The sequence below is a fragment of the Amycolatopsis sp. cmx-4-61 genome, assembly GCF_046548775.1.
Lineage (GTDB): Bacteria > Actinomycetota > Actinomycetes > Mycobacteriales > Pseudonocardiaceae > Amycolatopsis.
In genome coordinates this window covers 42280-61341 of sequence record NZ_JAEBEI010000006.1, presented here as the reverse complement: position 1 = coordinate 61341, position 19062 = coordinate 42280, and the positions used below count along the sequence as shown (strand labels likewise).

19 protein-coding genes are annotated in these 19062 nt (G+C 71.8%); 12 read left to right on the top strand and 7 right to left on the bottom strand.

The window, feature by feature from the left end; genetic code table 11:
- Positions 1-45 precede the first annotated feature (45 nt).
- Positions 46-534, top strand: coding sequence for a SigE family RNA polymerase sigma factor (locus ACLJOU_RS19210; protein ID WP_410569015.1), 489 nt, complete (start codon positions 46-48; stop codon positions 532-534).
- On the top strand, positions 534-1274 hold the full coding sequence (locus ACLJOU_RS19205) for a hypothetical protein (RefSeq protein ID WP_410569014.1): 741 nt from the start codon (positions 534-536) through the stop codon (positions 1272-1274). Before ACLJOU_RS19210 ends, ACLJOU_RS19205 begins: the two co-directional genes overlap by 1 nt.
- 183 nt (positions 1275-1457) lie before the next feature.
- Here the strand turns inward: ACLJOU_RS19205 and ACLJOU_RS19200 are convergent, their stop codons facing one another.
- The gene (locus ACLJOU_RS19200; RefSeq protein ID WP_410569013.1) at positions 1458-2495 is read right to left on the bottom strand and encodes a zinc-binding dehydrogenase; all 1038 of its coding nucleotides are present in this window, start codon (positions 2493-2495) and stop codon (positions 1458-1460) included.
- An 83-nt stretch (positions 2496-2578) separates the two neighbouring features.
- Between ACLJOU_RS19200 and ACLJOU_RS19195 the strand changes: the two genes are divergently transcribed.
- Positions 2579-3361 carry a helix-turn-helix transcriptional regulator gene (locus ACLJOU_RS19195; protein WP_410569012.1) on the top strand — a complete coding sequence of 261 codons (783 nt, stop codon included), beginning with the start codon at positions 2579-2581 and terminating at the stop codon, positions 3359-3361.
- Here the strand turns inward: ACLJOU_RS19195 and ACLJOU_RS19190 are convergent.
- The 3 genes from ACLJOU_RS19190 to corA form a co-directional block, all read right to left on the bottom strand.
- Positions 3330-4169, bottom strand: coding sequence for a chromosome partitioning protein ParB (locus ACLJOU_RS19190; RefSeq protein WP_410569011.1), 840 nt, complete (start codon positions 4167-4169; stop codon positions 3330-3332). The two genes, ACLJOU_RS19195 and ACLJOU_RS19190, sit on opposite strands and share 32 nt — an antisense overlap.
- A complete protein-coding gene (locus ACLJOU_RS19185; protein WP_410569010.1) occupies positions 4169-4816 on the bottom strand; it encodes a metallophosphoesterase family protein in 648 nt (215 codons plus the stop codon). The genes ACLJOU_RS19190 and ACLJOU_RS19185 overlap by 1 nt, the downstream gene beginning before the upstream one ends.
- 181 nt (positions 4817-4997) lie before the next feature.
- A complete protein-coding gene (gene corA, locus ACLJOU_RS19180) occupies positions 4998-6083 on the bottom strand; it encodes a magnesium/cobalt transporter CorA (protein ID WP_410569009.1) in 1086 nt (361 codons plus the stop codon).
- A gap of 316 nt (positions 6084-6399) precedes the next feature.
- Here corA and ACLJOU_RS19175 point away from each other — a divergent pair, with 316 nt between their 5' ends.
- Together ACLJOU_RS19175 and ACLJOU_RS19170 are read left to right on the top strand one after the other, a co-directional pair.
- The gene (locus ACLJOU_RS19175; protein WP_410569008.1) at positions 6400-6903 is read left to right on the top strand and encodes a MaoC family dehydratase; all 504 of its coding nucleotides are present in this window, start codon (positions 6400-6402) and stop codon (positions 6901-6903) included.
- Between the two features lie 7 nt (positions 6904-6910).
- A complete protein-coding gene (locus ACLJOU_RS19170; RefSeq protein WP_410569007.1) occupies positions 6911-8005 on the top strand; it encodes a DUF2332 domain-containing protein in 1095 nt (364 codons plus the stop codon).
- A 241-nt stretch (positions 8006-8246) separates the two neighbouring features.
- Here the strand turns inward: ACLJOU_RS19170 and ACLJOU_RS19165 are convergent, their stop codons facing one another.
- Positions 8247-8660 (bottom strand): NUDIX hydrolase, encoded by a 414-nt coding sequence (locus ACLJOU_RS19165; RefSeq protein ID WP_410569006.1) that lies wholly within the window; start codon positions 8658-8660, stop codon positions 8247-8249.
- Between the two features lie 186 nt (positions 8661-8846).
- Between ACLJOU_RS19165 and ACLJOU_RS19160 the strand changes: the two genes are divergently transcribed.
- From ACLJOU_RS19160 to ACLJOU_RS19130, 7 genes are all read left to right on the top strand, one after another.
- Positions 8847-9011, top strand: coding sequence for a hypothetical protein (locus ACLJOU_RS19160; RefSeq protein ID WP_162146229.1), 165 nt, complete (start codon positions 8847-8849; stop codon positions 9009-9011).
- A gap of 21 nt (positions 9012-9032) precedes the next feature.
- Positions 9033-9593 carry a PH domain-containing protein gene (locus tag ACLJOU_RS19155; RefSeq protein ID WP_003095467.1) on the top strand — a complete coding sequence of 187 codons (561 nt, stop codon included), beginning with the start codon at positions 9033-9035 and terminating at the stop codon, positions 9591-9593.
- A gap of 38 nt (positions 9594-9631) precedes the next feature.
- Complete coding sequence (locus ACLJOU_RS19150) at positions 9632-10504, top strand: PHP domain-containing protein (protein ID WP_410569005.1); 873 nt, start codon at positions 9632-9634, stop codon at positions 10502-10504.
- 1 nt (position 10505) lies between these two features.
- Positions 10506-11126, top strand: a complete 621-nt coding sequence (locus tag ACLJOU_RS19145) for a MarC family protein (protein ID WP_410569004.1) — start codon at positions 10506-10508, stop codon at positions 11124-11126.
- 124 nt (positions 11127-11250) lie between these two features.
- Entirely contained in the window at positions 11251-13713 is a 2463-nt protein-coding gene (locus tag ACLJOU_RS19140; RefSeq protein WP_410569003.1) for an alpha-L-rhamnosidase C-terminal domain-containing protein, read from the top strand.
- Positions 13714-13986: 273 nt separating this feature from the next.
- Positions 13987-14838: a RecB family exonuclease gene (locus ACLJOU_RS19135; RefSeq protein WP_410569320.1), complete on the top strand. Its 852-nt coding sequence runs from the start codon at positions 13987-13989 to the stop codon at positions 14836-14838.
- Positions 14839-15040: 202 nt separating this feature from the next.
- On the top strand, positions 15041-15469 hold the full coding sequence (locus tag ACLJOU_RS19130; RefSeq protein ID WP_410569002.1) for a hypothetical protein: 429 nt from the start codon (positions 15041-15043) through the stop codon (positions 15467-15469).
- Between the two features lie 241 nt (positions 15470-15710).
- Here ACLJOU_RS19130 and ACLJOU_RS19125 read toward each other — a convergent pair whose 3' ends face one another.
- The gene (locus ACLJOU_RS19125; protein WP_410569001.1) at positions 15711-17012 is read right to left on the bottom strand and encodes a hypothetical protein; all 1302 of its coding nucleotides are present in this window, start codon (positions 17010-17012) and stop codon (positions 15711-15713) included.
- A 27-nt stretch (positions 17013-17039) separates the two neighbouring features.
- Positions 17040-18686 (bottom strand): DEAD/DEAH box helicase, encoded by a 1647-nt coding sequence (locus ACLJOU_RS19120; protein ID WP_410569000.1) that lies wholly within the window; start codon positions 18684-18686, stop codon positions 17040-17042.
- Positions 18687-19062 lie beyond the last annotated feature (376 nt).

Genomic DNA, 19062 nt, shown 5'->3' with positions numbered 1-19062 from the left:
GGGGGACACTTGAACCTTTCGCGGGCCCGGCGCCCTAATAGGGGTGTGCCTCCAGACGCCGAATTCAGCGAGTACTTCGCCGCGCGGGTCCAGCGGTTCCGCCGGGTGGCGTTCGCGCTCTGCGGCGACTGGCACGCGGCCGAAGACCTGGTCCAGACCATGTTCGTCCAGCTGTACCGGCGCTGGCGGCGGGTGCGGCCGGACACCGTCGACGCCTACGCGCGCCGCATCCTGCTGAACCTGTTCCTGGCCGGGCGGCGGGCGCACGGCCGCGAGTACGTGACGTCGGCGGTGCCGGAGCGGGAGTCGCCACCGAGCCGGGACACGCCGCTGCGCCTCGACGTCGAGCGCGCGCTGGGCGGGCTGACGCCCCGGCAGCGCGCGATGGTCGTCCTGCGGTTCCTCGAAGACCTTCCGGTGAGCGAGGTGGCGGCGCTGCTGGGGGTCGCCGAAGGAACGGTCAAGTCCCAGACGGCCCGCGGGGTCGAAGCCCTGCGCGCGGCCCTGCCGGCGCCGACGACGGAGGAGGCGTGATGGACGACGTCCGGTCCCTGCTGACGGCCTACGTGACCGAAGCCGAGCCGCCGATCGGCCTGTCCGGCGACGCGGTGCTGGCGGCGGCCCGCCGGGTGCGTCGGCAGCGCGTGCTCACGGCCGCGGCGGCGGTGTGCGTGGTCGTGCTGGCCCTCGGGCTGGCGGTGGTGGTGCTGCCGCACCGCACTCCGGTGGCCGGCCCGGCGTGCCCGGGCGCCACGGACACGCGGGCGGCGCTGGTCGACCGCCTGAGCTGCCTCGTGGGGCGGGCGGTGCGCGCGCTGCTGCCGCCCGAGGCGCAGATCTCGCGGTTGACGATCCCCGGCGAGACCCCACCGGCGGACCCGTTCCGCCTGATCGCCGACCCGGCCGGGAAGGCCCCGCGCGACGCGCTGTTCCACATGGGTGTCCGGGTGACCGACGCCCGGGGCACGGGCTCGGTGTACTTCCTGATCCTGCCCGGCGGCGCGGGCGGCCCGCCGTGCGGCGACCCGGAGGAGCTCACCTGCCGCACGGAAACCACGCCCCGAGGCTTGCTGTGGCTGGCGACGCTGCGCTCGGGTGACGTCGTGACCAACCGGGTGGGCCTGGCGGCGCCGGACGCGCACGTGCAGTTCTGGTCGGTCAACAGCGGGGTACTGCAGCAGACGGGGGTCCGGCTGCCGAAGCAGCGCCCGGAGCCGACGCTGACGCTCGACCAGGTGCGGCAGCTGGCGCTGACACCGGGACTGGACCTCTAGCTTCGCGCGTCCAAGTTTCGTTGACCGCGCCCGGCTCAAGCGCCCCAATGTGGCCTTCGGTGCGTCAGACGCACCGAAGGCCACATTGGGTGCGTCAGACGCAACCAAGGCCACATTGGGGCGCTCGGGACCTGCCGGCTCGATGAGCGTCGACGACCTTTGTCGGTGCCGGACCTCGCCCGGTCAGGGGGTCAGGGCCACGAAACCCAGGCCGGTCGTGCGCTCGGCCAGGTCGAGGGCGGCCGCCGGATCGTCGAGGCCGGTCGTCAGCAGCTCGACCGCGGAGAGGTCCAGCACGCCGGACCGGACGAGGTTCCACACCGTCGTCACCGTCCGCTCGTCGCTCATCCACGAGCCGCGCAGGGTGAGCCTGCGGTGCATCAGGTCGCCGTACGGGACGGGCAGGTCCTGGCGCACGCCGCCGACGAGCACCAGCGTGCCGCGCACCCGCAGGCTGTCGTAGGCGGCCATGGTCGCTGCCGCCGACGGCGCCGCGCCGAGCGTGTCGACGGCCACGTCCACCGGGCCGATCCCCGCGGCGTCCGCCGCCCGGTCGCCGGTCAGCCGGTGGGTGCGCACCCGCGGGCCGAGCGCGGCCAGCCGGGCGAGCGCTTTCTCGTTGCGGCCCACCGCCGTCACCGTCGCCGCGCCCTCCGCCAGCGCCGTGAGCACCGCCGCACCGCCCAGCTGACCGGTCGCCCCGATCACCGCGACGTCGCGGCCGGCCACCGGACCCGCCGCGTGCACCCCAGAGGCGGCGATGCACAGCCACGGCAGGAACGCCAGCCGGGCCAGGTCCGGGTACGCCTCCGCGTCGGGCAGCTTGACCAGGGTTTCCTTGGCGCACAACGCTTTCTCCGCGAAGACGCCGTTGCGCCACAGCGCGCGCAGGCGATCCGTGCGCTCGCTGCCGGCGCCGGAGCCGCCCAGGCCGACCCAGCCCACCAGGACCTCGTCGCCCTCGCCCGCGTCGAGCAGCGCCGTGTCCGCCACGATGTCGCCCGGGGCGACGTGGAAGACGTCCGGGGCGACGTCGAGCACGCGCCCGAGGCAGGACGGTCCCAGGGTCAGGGGCACCGGCAGGGCGCCGCGGTTCCCCCGCACCACGGCCTTCGTGTACGCCGGGAGGTGCGCGGCAAGCACCTCCACGAGCACGCCACCGCCCTGGAGAACGGGTTCCGGGACGTCGGAAAGGCGGACGTCGTCGTTTTGCGCAGTCACAGTCCAAGCTCGCATGGGTCCAGCTTCGCCGGACGTTAAGCTGGTATCCAGAATCGCCTTATTCTGGTACTGGAGGTTCCAGGGTGAGCACCGAACTCGGCGCGTTCCTGCGCAGCCGCCGCGAGCGGCTGACCCCGGCCGACGCCGGCCTGCCGGTCACCGGCCGCCGCCGGACCCCCGGGCTGCGCCGCGAGGAACTGGCCCTGCTGGCCGGCATCAGCGCCACCTGGCTCACCTACCTCGAGCAGGGCCGTGACGTGCGCCCCTCCGGCCAGGTGCTCGACGCGCTGGCCCGGGCGCTGCGGCTGACCGGTGCCGAGCAGGAGCACCTGCACCGCCTCGCCGGTGGCGGCGCGGTGCCCGGGGACAGCGTCGGCGAAGAAGCCGCGCCCGAGGTCGCGGGTGTCCCGGCGCTGCTGGGCGACAACCCCGCGTACGTCACGGGCATCTGCTACGACGTCCTCGCGTGCAACGACGCCGCCCGCGAGCTGTTCCGGGGCCTCGGGCCGGGCGGCAACATCGTGCGCTGGCTGTTCACCGAGGCGGCCGCCCGCGAGGTGCTGGTCGACTGGGCGCAGGAGGCGCGTGCGGTCCTGGCTCGCCTGCGGGCCATCGCCGGGCAGCACCCCGGCCACCCGCGCGTGACGCGGCTCGTGGCCGAGCTGACCGAGGCCAGCCCCGAGGTGCGCGAGTGGTGGGCGCAGTACGACGTCCGGTTCAGCCAAGCGGGCCACAAGCGCCTCCGGCACCCCCGGCTGGGCGTGCTCACCGTGCCGCACGCGGCGTTCCACGTCGCCGAGCGGCCCGAGCAGACGCTGGTGGTCTACCACCTGCCTAGTGCTGCCGGGACCGCAGCGTCTCGATGACCTCGTCGTCCCAGCGGTGGGTGCGGATCAGCCGGTAGCGCTCGGCCGCCAACGACATGTAGGCCTCGGCGTCCGTGCGGTCGCCGATCAGGCCCGCCTGCCGCAGCATGCCCACCACCGGCACGAACTCCTCCTCGAACCAGCGCTGGGCCACGCTCGCCCGGTCGCAGAACCGGCCTTCGTCCTGCATCAGGCGGAACCCCCACGCCTCCACGTGCTCGCCGAGCCTCGCGTAGTCCCACGGGTCCGACACGATCACCGACGCCCGCGCGTGGCCGGTCAGCGGGACGCGCTCCAGGAACAGGCGCCGGTAGTCCTTGACGATCAGGTCGCCGCGGTGGCGGATGCCGCCCGGGGCCAGCTTGGTCCGGACCACCGTCACCGACGCCTCTATTGTGGACAGTCCCTGGGCGATCGCCACGGACACGCGGTGGTGGCCGTCGATGATGAAGTGCAGTTCGCCGACGCGGTAGACCTCGATCGGCGGGATCTCCTCGCCACGGCGGGCGGCCAGCGCCAGGCGTTCCCAGCGCTCGCGCACGCGCGCCGACGTCGGGCGGAAGCGGCGGTCGAAGTCGCGGCTGCGGTCGACCGTGCCGACGATCGACTCCAGCTTGATCACCCGCAGCCCGATCCGGTGCTCGCCGAGGTAGCCGAGCGCCTCCACCACCTCGTGGAACGGCAGCATGATGTTGACGTCGTCGGGCTCGCGCCGCAGCCACGTCGACAGCCGCGAGAGCACCTGGCCGCGGCGCGCGCGGAGGAAGTCGTTTTCCGCGTCGGCGCGGGGGAATCCCGTTTCCTTCATCAGAACTCCATGATCCGGTGGCCCACCACGTTGCGGATGCGGGTCGTGCCGGCGACGCGGTCCGGGACCGGCTCGCCGTGGGGGTGGATGTGCCCGTGCAGCAGCCACTTCGGGCGCAGCGCTTCGATCGTCCGGTGCAGGCACGCGAACCCGCGGTGCGGCGGGTCCGCGCGGTCGCCCAGGTGCAGCGGCGGCGAGTGCGTCAGCAGGATGTCGACGTCCCGCCCGTCGCGCCACCGCCGCCACCGGGCGCGCCGGACCAGCCCGCGGGCCCGCCGCGCCTGCTGGCGCTGCGTCCACTGGTTCGGCCCCTCGTTGTAGCGGATCGAGCCGCCGAGCCCGGCGAACCGCAGGCCGGCGACGTCGACGACCCGGCCGTCGGCGTTGATGCCGCCCGCCGGTCCGGGCCAGACCGTCGGGAAACCGTCCTTCATGGACAGCCCGCCGTAGCGCGTGTAGCCGCTCAGGTCGGGGTCGTGGTTGCCCGGCACGAACACGCACGGCACGTCGAGCGCGCCGGCCAGGAAGGCCAGGTAGTCGTAGGGGAGGTCGCCGGCGCCGATGACGAGGTCGACGGAGACGGCGCGGACCGCGTCGGTCCACAACCGCTCGTCGACCTCGTCGGAGACGACCAGCGCTTTCGGCATGCGCCCAGGGTACGACGCCCCGGCGCTATTTCATGCCGTGCGCGAACCCGGGGTCGGCGACGATGACGAACGTGATGACGACGATCCACAGCACGCTGAGCGCGAGCGCCCAGAACTTGAGGTTGGAAAGCAGTCTGGACATGACAGTTCTCCGAAGGAATCCGGTGGAAAGGAAGGGGACCTACAGCCAGCCGTTCTTCCGGAATATTCGGTACAGCAACAGGCAGATCGCCAGGATCACCGTGATCACCAGCGGGTACCCGAACTTCCAGTGCAGTTCGGGGAGGTAGTCGAAGTTCATCCCGTAGATGCCCGCGATCATCGTCGGCACGGTGATGATCGCCGCCCACGACGTGATCTTGCGCATGTCGGTGTTCTGCTGCAGGGAAATCTTCGCCACGGTCGCGTCGACCAGCGTGGACAGCAGTTCGTCGAACGCCGCCACGCGTTCGGACACGGTCGTGAGGTGGTCGGCGACGTCGCGGAAGTACGAGCGGACGTCGTCCGGCACCAGCCGCGTGTAGCCCTCGGCCAGCCGCTGGATCGGCGTGGCCAGCGGCATCACCGCGCGGCGCAGCTCGAGGACCTCCCGCTTCATCAGGTAGATCTGCTCGGCGCTGACCTGCGAGCGGGGCGCGAAGACCTGCGCCTCCATCTCGTCGATGTCGTTCTCGATCCGGCCCGTGACGTCGAGGTAGTGGTCGACGACGTGGTCGGCGATGGCGTGCACGACCGCGGACGGGCCCAGCTGCAGCCGCTCGGGGTCCTCGTCGAGCTCGCGGCGCAGCCGCGCCAGCCCGGAGTGGTTGCCGTGCCGGACCGTGATGACGAAGTCGCGGCCGAGGAACACCATGAGCTCGCCGGTCTCGACGATCTCGTTGGCCGTCGTCGGCGACTCGTGCTCGACGTACCGCACGGTCTTGACCACCAGGAACAGCGTGTCGTCGTAGCGCTCCAGCTTCGGCCGCTGGTGCGCTTCGAGCGCGTCCTCGACCGCCAGCTCGTGCAGCCCGAACGTGTCCGCGACGCCCTGGATCTGCTGCGCGTCGGGCTCGTGCAGCCCGATCCAGACGAACCCCTCGTGCCGCTTCCGGACTTCCTTGATCGCCTCGGAGTGGGTCCAGCGGCCGGGCAGGCGTTCACCGCCGACGTACACCGCGCAGTCGACGACGTACGCGGACAGCGGCACCGGAACCGGGCGCACCGGGACGGCGGCGGCCTTGTTGCCGCGGCCGCGGAGGCCGCCGAGCGAGGGAATGGCAGGCATGGGATCTCCTGGTGTCGTGCGTGGTCGAGCGAGACGACTGACCAGGGGCGGAAACTGTCCGCCCGGCGACGCACCAGCGTTCCCCGTGGGGAGGAGGCCTACCGGAAGATGAGCCGGCCGGCCGGTGAGGTGGGAACGCTGGGACTACTAGGGAGCGGACTATCGCCACTACTCATCGAGTTCCTCACCTCCTTCGAGCCGGTCCAGAGTGGTGGGGCTCGCGTTGACGCGCGAACACCGATGGTTGAGGGTACTCCTCACCACGGATGCGTGTCGGACCAGGCTCACGCGGTGTTACGCGGAACGGGAGAGACGAGTGCAGTTCGGCCGGTACTACGAGGAGTTCGAGGTCGGTGCGGTCTACAAGCACTGGCCGGGCAAAACGGTCACCGAATACGACGACCACCTGTTCTGCCTGCTCACCATGAACCACCACCCGCTGCACCTGGACGCGCACTACGCCGGGGAGACGACCGACTTCGGCAAGAACGTCGTCGTCGGCAACTACGTCTACTCGCTGCTGCTGGGCATGTCGGTGCCCGACGTTTCCGGCAAGGCCATCGCGAACCTCGAGGTCGAGTCGCTGAAGCACGTCAAGCCGACCTTCCACGGCGACACGATCTACGGCGAGACCGAAGTGCTCGACAAGACGCCGTCGAAGTCCAAGGACGACCGCGGCGTGGTGTACGTCGAGACGCGCGGCTACAAGCAGGACGGCACGATCGTGTGCATCTTCCGGCGCAAGGTGATGGTGCCCAAGCGCTCCTACGGGGAGACTCGGGGCGGGGAGCAGCCGGGCCGGCCGGTGCCGCACGAATGAGGCTCTGATGGACCTGGACGGGATCAAGGGGATACTCCGCACGTTCGCGGAAGTCGAGGCCCGCGGGGTCTCGCCGTTGTACGAACACCTGGCGCTGCAGGCGGCTTCGGACGACGACGTCGCCGGGCTGCTGGCGTCGGCCCGCGACGGCGAGGTCCGGGGCACGCTGCTGTTCGCGGTCGCGCACCGGCTCGTGCAGGCCGACCCGATCCACCCGCTTTCGCGGTACTACCCGTCGCTGGGCGGGTTCGACGGCGTGGACTCCGACACCTGGCCGCTGTTCCGGTCGTTCCTGCTGGAGCGGGCGTCGAAGGCGCGGGAGCTGATCGCCTCGCGCTACACGCAGACGAACGAGGTCCGCCGGGCGGCGCTGCTGTACCCGGGTGTCGCGCGGGCGGCGCGCGAAGCGGGCGGCAAGGTGTCGCTGCTGGAGGTGGGCTGCAGCGCGGGCCTGCTGCTGGGCCTGGACCGCTTCGGCTACCGCTACCAGTGCGACGGCGGCGACCAGCTGACGGCGGGCCCGGCGAAGGCGGCGGTCGGCCTGCACTGCGCGCTGGACCTGGCCCCGGGGGCGGCGGTGCCGAAGCTGCCGAAGAAGCTGGCCCTGCTCGACCGGGCGGGCCTGGACCGGGCCCCGGTGGACCTGTCGGACGAGGACGAGCTGGCGTGGCTGGAGGCGTGCGTCTGGGCGGACCAGCCGGACCGCATCCGGCTGCTGCGCACGGCGGCGGCCGAGCAGGCCAAGCACCGCCCCCGGCTGATCACCGGCGACGGGGTCGACGACCTGGAGCCGGCGGCAGCGACGCTGGAGGGACCGCTGGTCGTGCTGACCAGCCACGTCCTAGCGTACTTCCCGGCTCCGAAGCGGTCGGCGTTCGTGGCGGCGTTGGCGTCGCTGGCGTCTTCGCGGCCGGTCTGGTGGGTCTCGGAGGAGTTCTACGGAGTGGGGCTGGAACCCGTCCTGCCGGGCCGGTCGGACCTGGCGAGCGCCGACGGGCTGGCGACGCTGGGCGTGGTCCGGTGGGAGAACGGGAAGGCCGAGGCGCACGCCCTGGCGCGGACCGCCCCGCACGGGCAGCGGATGACCTGGTTGCCGCTGTAGTCAGGCCCGCGGTCGGCTGGCTGTCGGCTGTCGTCAGGCCTGCAGTCGGCTGGCCGGATGTCGGCTGGATGGCGGCCGATCGCCTCGTGCCGATGCCCTGGCCGGCGCCGTAATCGCCGGTTGTCCACAGTCGGGCCGGGCTGTGGACAACCTGCTGCGCGAGACCGGGGTTGTCGGTGGCCGCCGATAGACTGGACCAGGGGACGCCCCCCAGGGAAGGGCGGGGGCATTTTCGGTGGTCTCAGGCCCTCGACAAAGCGCCCCACTCACGCAGCGTCACGAAGAGCAGGTCCACCAGCTCTCCGCAGGCCTCCAGCTCCGCAAGGTCTGCCGCATCGGACCAACGAACGTCCGTCGCATCATCACCAGCCGTGAGAATCCCGCCCTCGACCTCGCAGGCGTAGTCGAAGATCTCGTACGGTCCCCGCCGTACCGAGCCGATCAGTGTGCCGGGAATCACGTCGAGGCCCGTTTCCTCCGCCAGTTCCCGGATCACTGCCTCTTTGTCCGTTTCGCCCGGTTCGACTCGGCCACCCGGCAGCGACCACTGCCCCGAACCGGGGTTGTTCCGGCGCCGGATGAGCAGCAAACGGCCCTGTGCGTCGTGCGCGATCCCGCCGACGCAGCGGATTGTGGTGGTAGCGAGGCCGTCCATGTCCCGAAGGGTAGACGCACGCGACTTGAAAACCGATGTCCTGTACACGGAGAGTAGCCGTGCGGTACACTTCGGACCGCGTGCTGACCCAAGCGCGGGACTTTCCTCCCGTGTGCCTGTTCAGTGCGGTACAACGTAAAAACAGCTGTTGTCCGGTGTCACCGTAAGAGACGGGATTTGATCGCGGTGAACGTGAAGAAGATTGCGGGCCTCGCCGGTATCGCGTTGGTGCTGTTCTTCGTCATCGCCCAGCCTGGGCAGGCCGCCGGCCTCGTCGGCAACATCATCGACTTCCTGCGCAGCTCGGCCGAATCGGTGATCACCTTCGTCAGCAACGTGTTCAAGGGCTGATCGCGGGGTTACCCTCGAACCATGTTCGCGCCACGCGACCCCGACGAGTACCTCCTCGACACCGAGCGGCGGGTCATCCGGATCCGCCGCCACTGGGCGGTGCTCCTGTGGGACACCTTCGAGGCGGCCGCGCTGCTGGCCGTCTGCGTCCTGGTGTCCTACCTGCTGCCGCCGGCGCTGTACATCGGCCAGAACATCCTCTGGTACGTCGCGCTGCTCGTCGTCCTGCGGTTCGCCTACGTGGTCATGGAGTGGTGGGTCGAACGCCTGGTGGTCACCGACAAGCGGTTCGTCATGACCACCGGGGTGTTCACCACCAAGGTCCTGATGATGCCGATCAGCAAGGTCACCGACCTCAGCTACGTCCGCACGGCGACCGGCCGCATGATGGGCTACGGCACGATGGTGGTCGAGTCCGCGGGGCAGATCCAGGCGCTCAACAAGATCGACTTCCTGCCGCGGCCCGAGGAGTTCTACGACACGATCTCGGAGCTGGTCTTCGGCGACAAGCAGAAGCAGGCCGAACGCTTCTCCATGATCAAGGCCCAGCGGGCCGCGCGGGGCAAGAAGCCGGTCGGCTGAGAGTCCCAGTTCGCGTGTGACGCAGCGCATCGTCGACAATGGACACGATGCGCATCGACCTGCACGCCCACTCCACCGCTTCCGACGGCACCGACACGCCGGCCGGGCTCGTCGCCGCGGCCGCCAAAGCCGGGCTCGACGTCGTCGCGATCACCGACCACGACACCACCGCGGGCTGGGCGCCCGCCTCCGAAGCGGTGTCACCCGGCCTGACCCTGGTCCCCGGCGCCGAGCTCTCCACGGTGTCGATCGACCCGGACACCGGCCGCCAGATCAGCGTCCACCTGCTCGCCTACCTCTTCGACCCGACGTCCGAGCCGGTCGTCACCGAGCAGACCCGGCTGCGCGTCGAGCGCCGCACGCGGCTGCGCCGGATGGCCGAGCGGATGGCCGCCGACGGCCTCCCCATCGACATCGACGAGATCTTCGGCCTGCTGCCGGAAGACTCCCCGCCGGGTCGCCCCCACCTCGCGCAGGCGCTGGTCCGGGCCGGCCTGGTCAAGTCGGTCGACGAGGCCTTCGCCGACTACCTCAGCCCGCGCCGCGGCTATTACGTCGCCCGCCGGGACACGCCCGTCGAAGAAGCCATCGACATGATCGCCGCGGCCGGCGGTGTCACGGTCATCGCGCACCCCTTCGCCTTCAGCCGCGGCGCCACCATCAGCGAGGACACCCTCGCCGAGCTCGCCGCGCGCGGGCTCACCGGCGTCGAGGCCGACCACCCGAACCACGACGAGCCGACGCGGGCCCGCGTGCGCGAGCTGGCCGCCGAGCTCGGGCTCGTCTTCACCGGGTCCAGCGACTACCACGGCACGAACAAGACGATCGCGCTCGGCGAGTGCACCACCGACCCCGGGCAGCTCGAGGAACTCGTCTCGCGGGCGACGGGGTTCCAGGTCGTGAAGGGCTGACATGGCGCTCTTCGACGCGAAACTGTTCATGAGTGCGACGATCACCCTGATCGTCATCATGGACCCCCCCGGCACCGTGCCGGTGTTCCTCAGCCTCGTCGGCCGCAAGCCGATGGCGACCCGGGCGCGCGCCGCCCGGCAGGCCGTCCTGGTGTCGCTGCTGGTCATCAGCCTGTTCGCGGTGGCCGGCCAGGCGATCCTGGCCTACCTCGGCATCGGCATCCCCGCGCTGCAGGGCGCGGGCGGGCTCCTGCTCCTGCTCATCGCGCTGCAGCTGCTCACCAGCAACGGCCACGAGACCGAGGCGGCGGCCGAGGACGTCAACGTCGCGCTCGTGCCGCTCGGCACGCCGCTGCTGGCCGGGCCCGGCGCGATCGCCGCGACCATCGTGTTCGTCCGGCAGGCCGACGGGCACGTCGGCGCGTACATCGCCCTGGCGCTGGCGATCGTCACCGTCCACGTCGTGCTCTACCTCTGCATGCGGTACTCCGGCGTCGTCATCCGGCTGATCAAGGAAAGCGGCATCACGCTGCTGGCGAAGGTGGCCGGCCTGCTGCTCGCGGCCATCGCCGTGGAGCTCGTCGCGAACTCCGTGCGCGGGTTCATCTCCGGCGCCGGCTGACGCCGCCACCCGGGTTGTCCTGCCGGACAGGATGCGCCCGGCTCGTTGACATCGTTGGCACCGCTCCCGCAGCCTGAATCTCAGCTCAGCGCTTGAAACGATTCAACTTCCTGCGGAGGCCTCGATGAAGTGGCTCAGAGCAGTCCTGCCGGTCACGGTGCTGGTGGCGAGCGGCGTGGTCGCCGCGCCCGCCGACGCGGCGCCGGGCTGGGAGAAGTACGTAGTCGCCCCGGCGAGCCGGGACGTCCGGCCGGTGAAGGTCCTGTCCACCACCGGGGACGTCACGAACCCGGACGGCCTGCTCGGGCACGGGGTGGCGACGTTCAGGCGGCAGGCGCCGCCGCCGAAGCCGGCGTGGCCGGTGGGGACGACGGCGGCCGCGTCGTCGTTCCACGCGCCCAACAGCGGCGGGAACGGGCAGCCGCGGACCTACGACCCCGGCAACGCCGTCGACGGCAACCCCGAGACGTTCTGGAACGACGACACGCTCGGCGCCTACCCCGACGTCCTGACGATCACGGCGGGCGCGCCGGTCGCGCTGCCCGGGGTCACCGTTCTGTCCAATGTGGACGGCGTGCCGCAGGACTTCACGGTCGAGGTGCTGGACGCGGGCACCTGGCGGGTGGCCGCTTCCGTGAGCGGGAACACGGCCGTGCAGCGCGCGGTGACCTTCGACCGGCCGGTGACCACCGCGCAGGTCCGGATCACCGTGACCAAGGACCAGAACACCCCGTCCGGCGAGTTCAGCCGGGTCGCCGAGGTGTGGCCCGGGGTGGTCGCCGACCCGCCGGTGCCCACCGCCGTCGTCGACTTCGGCCAAGTCGTCGCCGGCTACCCGAAGATCGCCTTCGCGGGCGCGTCGGCGAACCGGCCCGGCGTCCGGGTGGCGTTCTCCGAAACCCGCCAGTACCTGGGCGAACGCTCCGACTTCACCCGCTCGGACTTCTCCGGCGGACCGGGCACCGACCAGTACGCCGTTCCCGCGACACCCACGGTGTGGCGCGACACGAAGGGCTGCGCGTCGGGGACCCAGGTGTGCGCGGACGGCCTGCACGGCTTCCGCTACCTGCGGATCAGCCTCGACGCCCTGGCGTCGGACGCGCCGTTGACCCAGCCGTCCGGTGAGGTGCGCATCAGCGGCGTCTCGCTCGACTTCACGCCGTTCCTCGGCACGCCGTCGACCTACCGCGGCTGGTTCGAGTCGGCCGACGAAGACCTGAATCGCTACTGGTACGCGGCGTCCTACACGAACGAGCTGGGCCTGGACACCTTCCGGGAGTCCGATGTGGACCCGCGCGGCGCGTTCTCGCCGTCCCTGGCCGGGAAGCTGGTGCTGCACGACGGCGCGAAGCGCGACCGGGACCCGTACGTCGGCGACGTCGCCGTCTCCGGTCTGACGCAGTACCTGACCCACCAGGACGGCACGGCGGCGAAGAACGTCCTCGCCGACCTGGCCGACCACCAGCGCGCGGACGGCTGGATCCCGCCCGCGTCGATCAACGGCTACACGCTGCCCCTGTTCGACTATCCGCTCTGGTGGGTGACGTCGAGCTGGGACTACGTCCTCTACACGGGCGACACCGCGTACGCGTCTTCGTACTACTCGCACCTCGTGAAGACGCTCGACAGCTGGTATCCGTCGGTCACCGACTCGCGCGGGTTGCTCGCGAAGGGGCTCAACGGCACCGGCGGTTACGGCGACTACGCGTTCCTGCCGCGCACGGGCGAAGTGACGTACTACAACGCGTTGTACGTCCGCGCGCTTCAGGGTGCGGCGGGTCTCGCGCGGGCGACCGGACACGCGGCCGACGCGGAGCGGTGGCTCTCGCGTGCTTCGGGCGTTGCCGCGGCGGTGAACCAGTACTTGTGGGATCCCGCGGCGGGGGCGTACCTCGACTCCGCGACCGGCGCGGTGCGCCACGGCCAGGACGGCAACAGCCACGCGATCCTGGCCGGCATCGCTTCGCCGGCGCAGGCCACTTCGGCGCTGGCGCGGCTCGCGGCGGGCGCGTTGCCGTACGGGAACCCGTTCATGGACAACGACACTTTGGTGGGCGACGGCACGAAGCGCGTGTACGCGTTCACGTCGTTCCCGGAGCTGCAGGCGCGGTTCCGGAGCGGGCAGGCGGCGTCGGCGATCGACCAGATCAAGCGGATGTACGGCTGGATGGCCACGCACGACCCGGGCATCACGGCGTGGGAAGGCATCGGCGAGGGCGGCTCGCACTACGAGCAGGGGTACACGTCGGCCGCGCACGGCTGGTCGACCGGGGTCGTGCCGGCGCTGACGAACGAGCTGCTGGGCGTCTCGCCGACGTCGCCCGGCTTCGGGACCTGGACGGTTTCGCCGCACCCGGGCTCGGTTTCGTGGGCGCGGGGAGCGGTGCCGACGCCGAAGGGCGCGTTGTCGGCTTCGTGGTCTCAGCAGGGTTCGGTGTTCTCGCTGACGGTTTCCGCGCCGCGGGGAACGTCCGGGTCGCTGGTGGTGCCCGGTGGGCGGCTGGTGCTGCTGGACGGGCGGCCGCTGCGTGCGGCGGGGCCGCTGACGGTCTCGGGTGGCACGCACACCGTGCTCGTCGTGCGGTGAACCGGCTTTCCGCGCGGGGCGGCTCGCCCCGCGCGGGAAGTATCGGTGACATCTGGGGCTTCGCCCCAGGTCGGGGGCTCCGCCACCCGAACCCCCGAAAAACTTGTCGGCGACATCTGGGGCTTCGCCCCAGGTCGGGGGCTTCGCCACCCGAACCCCCGAAAAACTTGTCAGCGACATCTGGGGCTTCGCCCCAGGTCGGGGGCTTCGCCACCCGAACCCCCGAAAAAACTGTCGGTGGTGGTGCGTAGCGTGGGCGTCGTGAAGGAGCAGATGGGCTTCGACTTCGGCGTCGCGCAACCGGTGCGGCTCACGAAGGTCTCGCCGGCGCGGCTGGCGACCTTCGACGACTGCCCGCGCCGGTACCGGCTCGCGTACCTGCAGCGGCCGACCCCGCAGCGCACCGGGCCGTGGGCGCACAGCACGCTGGGTGCGGTGGTGCACAACGCCTTGCGGGCGCTGTTCGACCTGCCGGTGCTCAAGCGCGTGCCGCAGCGGGCGGTCGCGCTGGTCGCGGAGTTCTGGAAGGACGCGGGGTTCGAGAGCGAGGAGCAGGCGGCGCGGTACCGGGCGCGCGCCAAGGGGTGGGTGGCGGAGTACGTCGAGGACAACGACGTCTCGCATGATCCCGTGGGCCTGGAGCGCTGGGTGTCGGCGCCGGTGAGCCCGTCGCCGGGGGAGCGGCCGTCGATGATCATCGAAGGCCGCGCGGACCGGATCGACGCGCGCGACGGTTCGCTGGTGATCGTGGACTACAAGACGGGCCGCCGTCCGCCGGACGAGTACGAGGCCCGTGCGTCGCAAGCGCTGGCGCTGTACGCGGTGGCGGCGGCGCGGACGTTGCGGATGCCGTGCACGACGGTGGAGCTGCACCACCTCCCGACGGGCACGATCGCGGCGGCCGAGCACAGTCCGGAGAGCCTGCAGCGGCACCTGCAACGCGCGGGCGAGACCGCCGGGGACTTGAGGTTGGCCACGGATACCCTGGAGGCGGGCGGCGACGGGGACGTGCTGTTCCCGCCCCGCCCGGACCGGCGGTGCGCCTGGTGCGACTTCAGGCCGAGCTGCCCGGCGGGCCAGGAGGCGGCCCCGCCGGCGCAGCCGTGGGACCTGCTCGCGCCCTGAACGGGAGGGGAACGTGGCTTCACCGGACACCGACGAACTCGCAGACGAACTGGCAGACGAATTGGCAACGGCCCCGCTGCCCGCCGGAGCACCGAAGGGCGAAGGAGCGCGGGCCGAGCCCGACGGGACGGACGTGCCCCAGGCCCGAGCCGAGCCGGGTTCCGACCGGGCGCCGGCTGAGACCGAGACGCAAGAGCGGGTCGTGGCTGCATCGCGCGAGGCCGAGGTGCCGGGCCGTGCGGCCGCCCGGCCCGCGGCGCCGAGCGCGGCCGATGCGGTGACCGTCGAGCAGGAGCGCGTCGAGCCCGAGCGGATCGAGCCGGACAGCACCGCCCCGGAGGCGGCGGCACCTCCCCGCCCGGGCGGCCGCTGGTGGCGGGGGTTCACCGGCTCACTAGCGGCGGGGCTCACCGTCCTGGCGGTCGGGGTGCTGGTCGTCGGCGGGATCTGCCTGTTCACCGGCGCGCCCGGCCCCGGGGCGACCCTCCTGATCGGCCACCCGGTCGCGGCGGTGCTGGCCCTGCTGGCTCAGCGAGTCGCCGACCGCCGCAACGGGCCCGCGGCCGTGGGTGCGGGCCTGGCGGTCGTCCTGTTCACGGTCTCGGCAATCAGCCTCTTCTGGCTCATCTGACGTCCCCGTCACGCGAGATGCCTCGCGACTGCCGAATCCGGCCTCGCACCCGCGCGATCGGGGACCGCACCTCGCGTGACCGCAGACCGGATTCGCGTGGTTGAGACGGAACCGGCGTGATCCGGGACGGAACTCGCGTGATCAGGCGGCCATTTCGTGTGCTCCGCGGGGCACCACCTGTGATCAGGCGGGCGTCTCGCGTGATCCAAGGGGCATCTCGCGTGACTGGGGAGGCATCGCGTTACTTCAGGGCCGTGAGGGTGGGGCCGCGCTGTTCGAGCAGGACCGGGCCTGCCGTGCCCAGCCGGACCACTCCCGAGTAGCCCCGGCGCTCGACGCCCACCGTGCGGATCGTCGACCCGTCGTTTTCGTTCAGCACCGCCAAGCCGCCCTTGATCGGGATCACCAGCTGCTGGGCGAACGTCGCTCCCGGGCCCACGGCGCTGCTCAGCGTCCAGCGGGGAGACAGGTCGTCGCGGGAGAGGGCCACCACCTTCGACCCGCTGAACCAGTACATGTTCGCCGCCGTCTGGGTCGTGGCCTCGACACCGGACGGCGGGTCGGCCGCCAGGTCGGCCGGCGGGACGTCCAGCGGGTACGCCGCGCGCTGGGTGCCGTCGCCGTTGTAGACCACCAGGAGCTTCTGGTCCGGCAGCACCACGGCCGTCAGGTCGCCCGACATCGCGATCACGCGGGCCCGCTTGCCCGCCAGCACCGAACTGAACGCGACCTGCGGCTCGTCGTCCTTTTCCGGCGCCGCCTTGTACACCGTCAGGCGGTCGGCCGGGTCGGCCGGGCAGCGCTCGATCACGCCGACCTTGCCCGACGCCGCCGCGACCGTGCCGTACGTGCAGCCCGTCCGCGGCTGCTTGCCCGCGTTGACCAGTGCCGGGACCTGGCCGTACTCGGCGCTCTGCACCAGGTCGTCGCGCCAGGTCGTCAGGAGGTTCTTGCCCGTCGCCGTCACGTGGGAGCCGTCGTCGACCAGCCGGGTGCCCAGCTCCGCGTTGCCGTTGCGCTGCGCGGTGATCCGGCCCGTCGCCGGGTCCAGCTGCGTGACCTCACTGCAGTTGCGGGTCTTGTGGTAGACGGCGTTCAGCCGCCCCCACACCGAGTCCAGCGTGCACAACGGCAGGTCACGCGAGTAGTGCCAGCGGACCTGCCCGGTCAGCGGGTCGCGGGCGGCGACCTCGCCGCCGTCCGCGGTGGCCACCGAGTCGCCGGCCACCACCGGGACCGGGGTCGCGCCGCTGGGGGCGCTCCAGATCTCCGCCAGCGACCCCGGCACCTTGTCCGGGGCCGCGGGCAACGCCGGGGGCGGCGCCGCCGCTTCCGTCCGGTCGGTGGCCGCGCTGTCGCTCGTCACGCCGATGACCAGCGCGACGGCGACCACGGCGACCGCGATCAGCGCGGCGATCACCCGGTCCCGCCCGCGGTTCCACGGCGACCGGCGCGCCTTGACCCGCGGGGCGGGCGGGGTGCTCTCGGGAGCGTCCTCGAGGACGTTCTCGGACCCGTAGTCAGGCGTCTCGACGTCGCTCACGTACCCGAACCCCCCGATGGAGAAGCCTCAGTCTGCCGACGCAGGTGTATCAGACGTCGCGGCCGGACGGCGACGGCGGCGTCGGCGAGCCGGACGCTCGGCGTTCTCGCCGGCCTCCTTCTCGACGGCCGGGCCGGTCGCCTCCGGGGCGTTGCCGGTGCGGGTGCGCCGGCGCGTCCGGGTGCGTCCTTCCGAGGCGGCGGGCGCGTCTTCCGCGGCCGGGGTGGCCGTGCCGTCCGTGCTGTCCGCGTTGTCGGCGGCTTCGATCGCCTCGGCCGCCCGCGCGCCACCGCGGGTCCGCTTGCGCGGGGTCCGGGTGCGCTTGCGCGGCGCCTCCTCCGAAGACTCGTCCGAGGCACGGCCACGGCCACGGCCGCGCTTCTTGCCGCCCAGGTCCTCTTCCTCCTCGGCGGCCAGCCCCGCGCGGGTCCGCTTCGCCAGCGGCAGCCGCCCGGTGGTGCCCTCCGGGATGCCCAGGTCCTCGAACAGGTGCTTGGACGACGAGTACGTCTCCACCGGCTCCGGCATGTCGAGGCCGAGCGCGTCGGAGATCAGCTTCCAGCGCGCCTCCTCGTCCCAGTCGACGAGGGTGACCGCGACGCCGGTGCGCCCGGCGCGGCCGGTGCGGCCGATCCGGTGGACGTAGGTCTTCTCGTCCTCCGGGCACTGGTAGTTGATCACGTGCGTGACGTCGTCGATGTCGATGCCGCGGGCGGCGACGTCGGTCGCGACCAGCACGTCGACCTTGCCGGAGCGGAACGCGCGCAGCGCCTGCTCGCGGGCGCCCTGGCCCAGGTCACCGTGCACGGCGGCGGCCGCGAAGCCGCGCTCGACCAGGTCGTCGGCCACCTTCTGCGCGGTGCGCTTGGTGCGGCTGAAGATCATCGTGAGCCCGCGGCCCTCGGCCTGCAGGATCCGGGCGACGACCTCGGCCTTGTCCATCGAGTGCGCCCGGTAGACGAACTGGGTGGTGCGCTCGTGGACCGCGCCGGCGTCGTTCTCCTCGGCGCGGATGTGCGTCGGCTGCTTCAGGAACGTGCGGGCCAGCGTGATGATCGGGCCGGGCATGGTGGCCGAGAACAGCATGGTCTGCCGCTCGTCCGGCACCATCCGCAGGATCCGCTCGATGTCGGGCAGGAAGCCCAGGTCGAGCATCTCGTCGGCCTCGTCGAGCACCAGGCCGCGGACCTTGCCGAGCACCAGGTGCTGCTGCTCCGCCAGGTCGAGCAGGCGGCCGGGGGTGCCGATCACGACGTCGACGCCCTTGCGCAGCGCCTCGATCTGCGGCTCGTACGGGCGGCCGCCGTAGATGGCCAGGGTGCGGATGCCGAGGTGCTTGCCGGCGCCCTTGAGGTCGTTCGCGACCTGGATGCACAGCTCGCGGGTCGGGACCACGACCAGCACCTGCGGGGTGCCGTCGCCGGGGACCTGGACGCGGTGCAGCAGCGGGACGCCGAAGCCGAGGGTCTTGCCCATGCCGGTGCGGGCCTGGCCGATGAGGTCGTCGCCGGCCATGGCCAGGGGCAGCGTGAGCGCCTGGATGGCGAACGTCCGCTCGATGCCGGCCTCGCCGAGGGCCTTGACGATCTCCGGCTTGACGCCGAAGGACGCGAAGGTCGGGGCCTCGGGCTCGACCTCGACGCCCGCCTGCAGCGGGTGGGAGGTGTCGAGCACGGCCGTGCCGGTCTCGCTGTGTTCCAGCGCGACGGCGGGGGTCTGTTCGGTTGTGGGAATTTCTGCGGTCAGGGTGATCGCCTCTCTCGTGACCAGCGCGCACCGCCGTTGGTCCGCTCGACACTCGACCGGGAGTAAACCCTGGTCCCTGGCGCTGTTCTGGAGCGCGGAACCGGTCCGTCCCGGGAATGCCGGAAGAGGCGTGCACGCACATTGCAGTACGTCGGCAAGCCACGTGACCTGCCTGTTTCCCGACGCCGGTATGGCGTACGGAAGCTCGTTGTCGTGTGCCAGTGTACCTGGTCAGCAGTTTTTCGGCAGTACCCGGCGCGCCGGAACCCGTGTGATCGGTCTCGTCGCGACACGTCCGGGTGCT

Excerpts from the sequence above, each read along its gene's own strand:
- ACLJOU_RS19205 (WP_410569014.1), top strand. The coding sequence starts at position 534 with ATGGACGACGTCCGGTCCCTGCTGACGGCCTACGTGACCGAAGCCGAG.
- ACLJOU_RS19190 (WP_410569011.1), bottom strand. The coding sequence starts at position 4,169 with ATGAAGGAAACGGGATTCCCCCGCGCCGACGCGGAAAACGACTTCCTC.
- ACLJOU_RS19185 (WP_410569010.1), bottom strand. The coding sequence starts at position 4,816 with ATGCCGAAAGCGCTGGTCGTCTCCGACGAGGTCGACGAGCGGTTGTGG.
- corA (WP_410569009.1), bottom strand. The coding sequence starts at position 6,083 with ATGCCTGCCATTCCCTCGCTCGGCGGCCTCCGCGGCCGCGGCAACAAG.
- ACLJOU_RS19170 (WP_410569007.1), top strand. The coding sequence starts at position 6,911 with ATGGACCTGGACGGGATCAAGGGGATACTCCGCACGTTCGCGGAAGTC.
- ACLJOU_RS19165 (WP_410569006.1), bottom strand. The coding sequence starts at position 8,660 with ATGGACGGCCTCGCTACCACCACAATCCGCTGCGTCGGCGGGATCGCG.
- ACLJOU_RS19155 (WP_003095467.1), top strand. The coding sequence starts at position 9,033 with ATGTTCGCGCCACGCGACCCCGACGAGTACCTCCTCGACACCGAGCGG.
- ACLJOU_RS19150 (WP_410569005.1), top strand. The coding sequence starts at position 9,632 with ATGGACACGATGCGCATCGACCTGCACGCCCACTCCACCGCTTCCGAC.
- ACLJOU_RS19145 (WP_410569004.1), top strand. The coding sequence starts at position 10,506 with ATGGCGCTCTTCGACGCGAAACTGTTCATGAGTGCGACGATCACCCTG.
- ACLJOU_RS19140 (WP_410569003.1), top strand. The coding sequence starts at position 11,251 with ATGAAGTGGCTCAGAGCAGTCCTGCCGGTCACGGTGCTGGTGGCGAGC.
- ACLJOU_RS19135 (WP_410569320.1), top strand. The coding sequence starts at position 13,987 with ATGGGCTTCGACTTCGGCGTCGCGCAACCGGTGCGGCTCACGAAGGTC.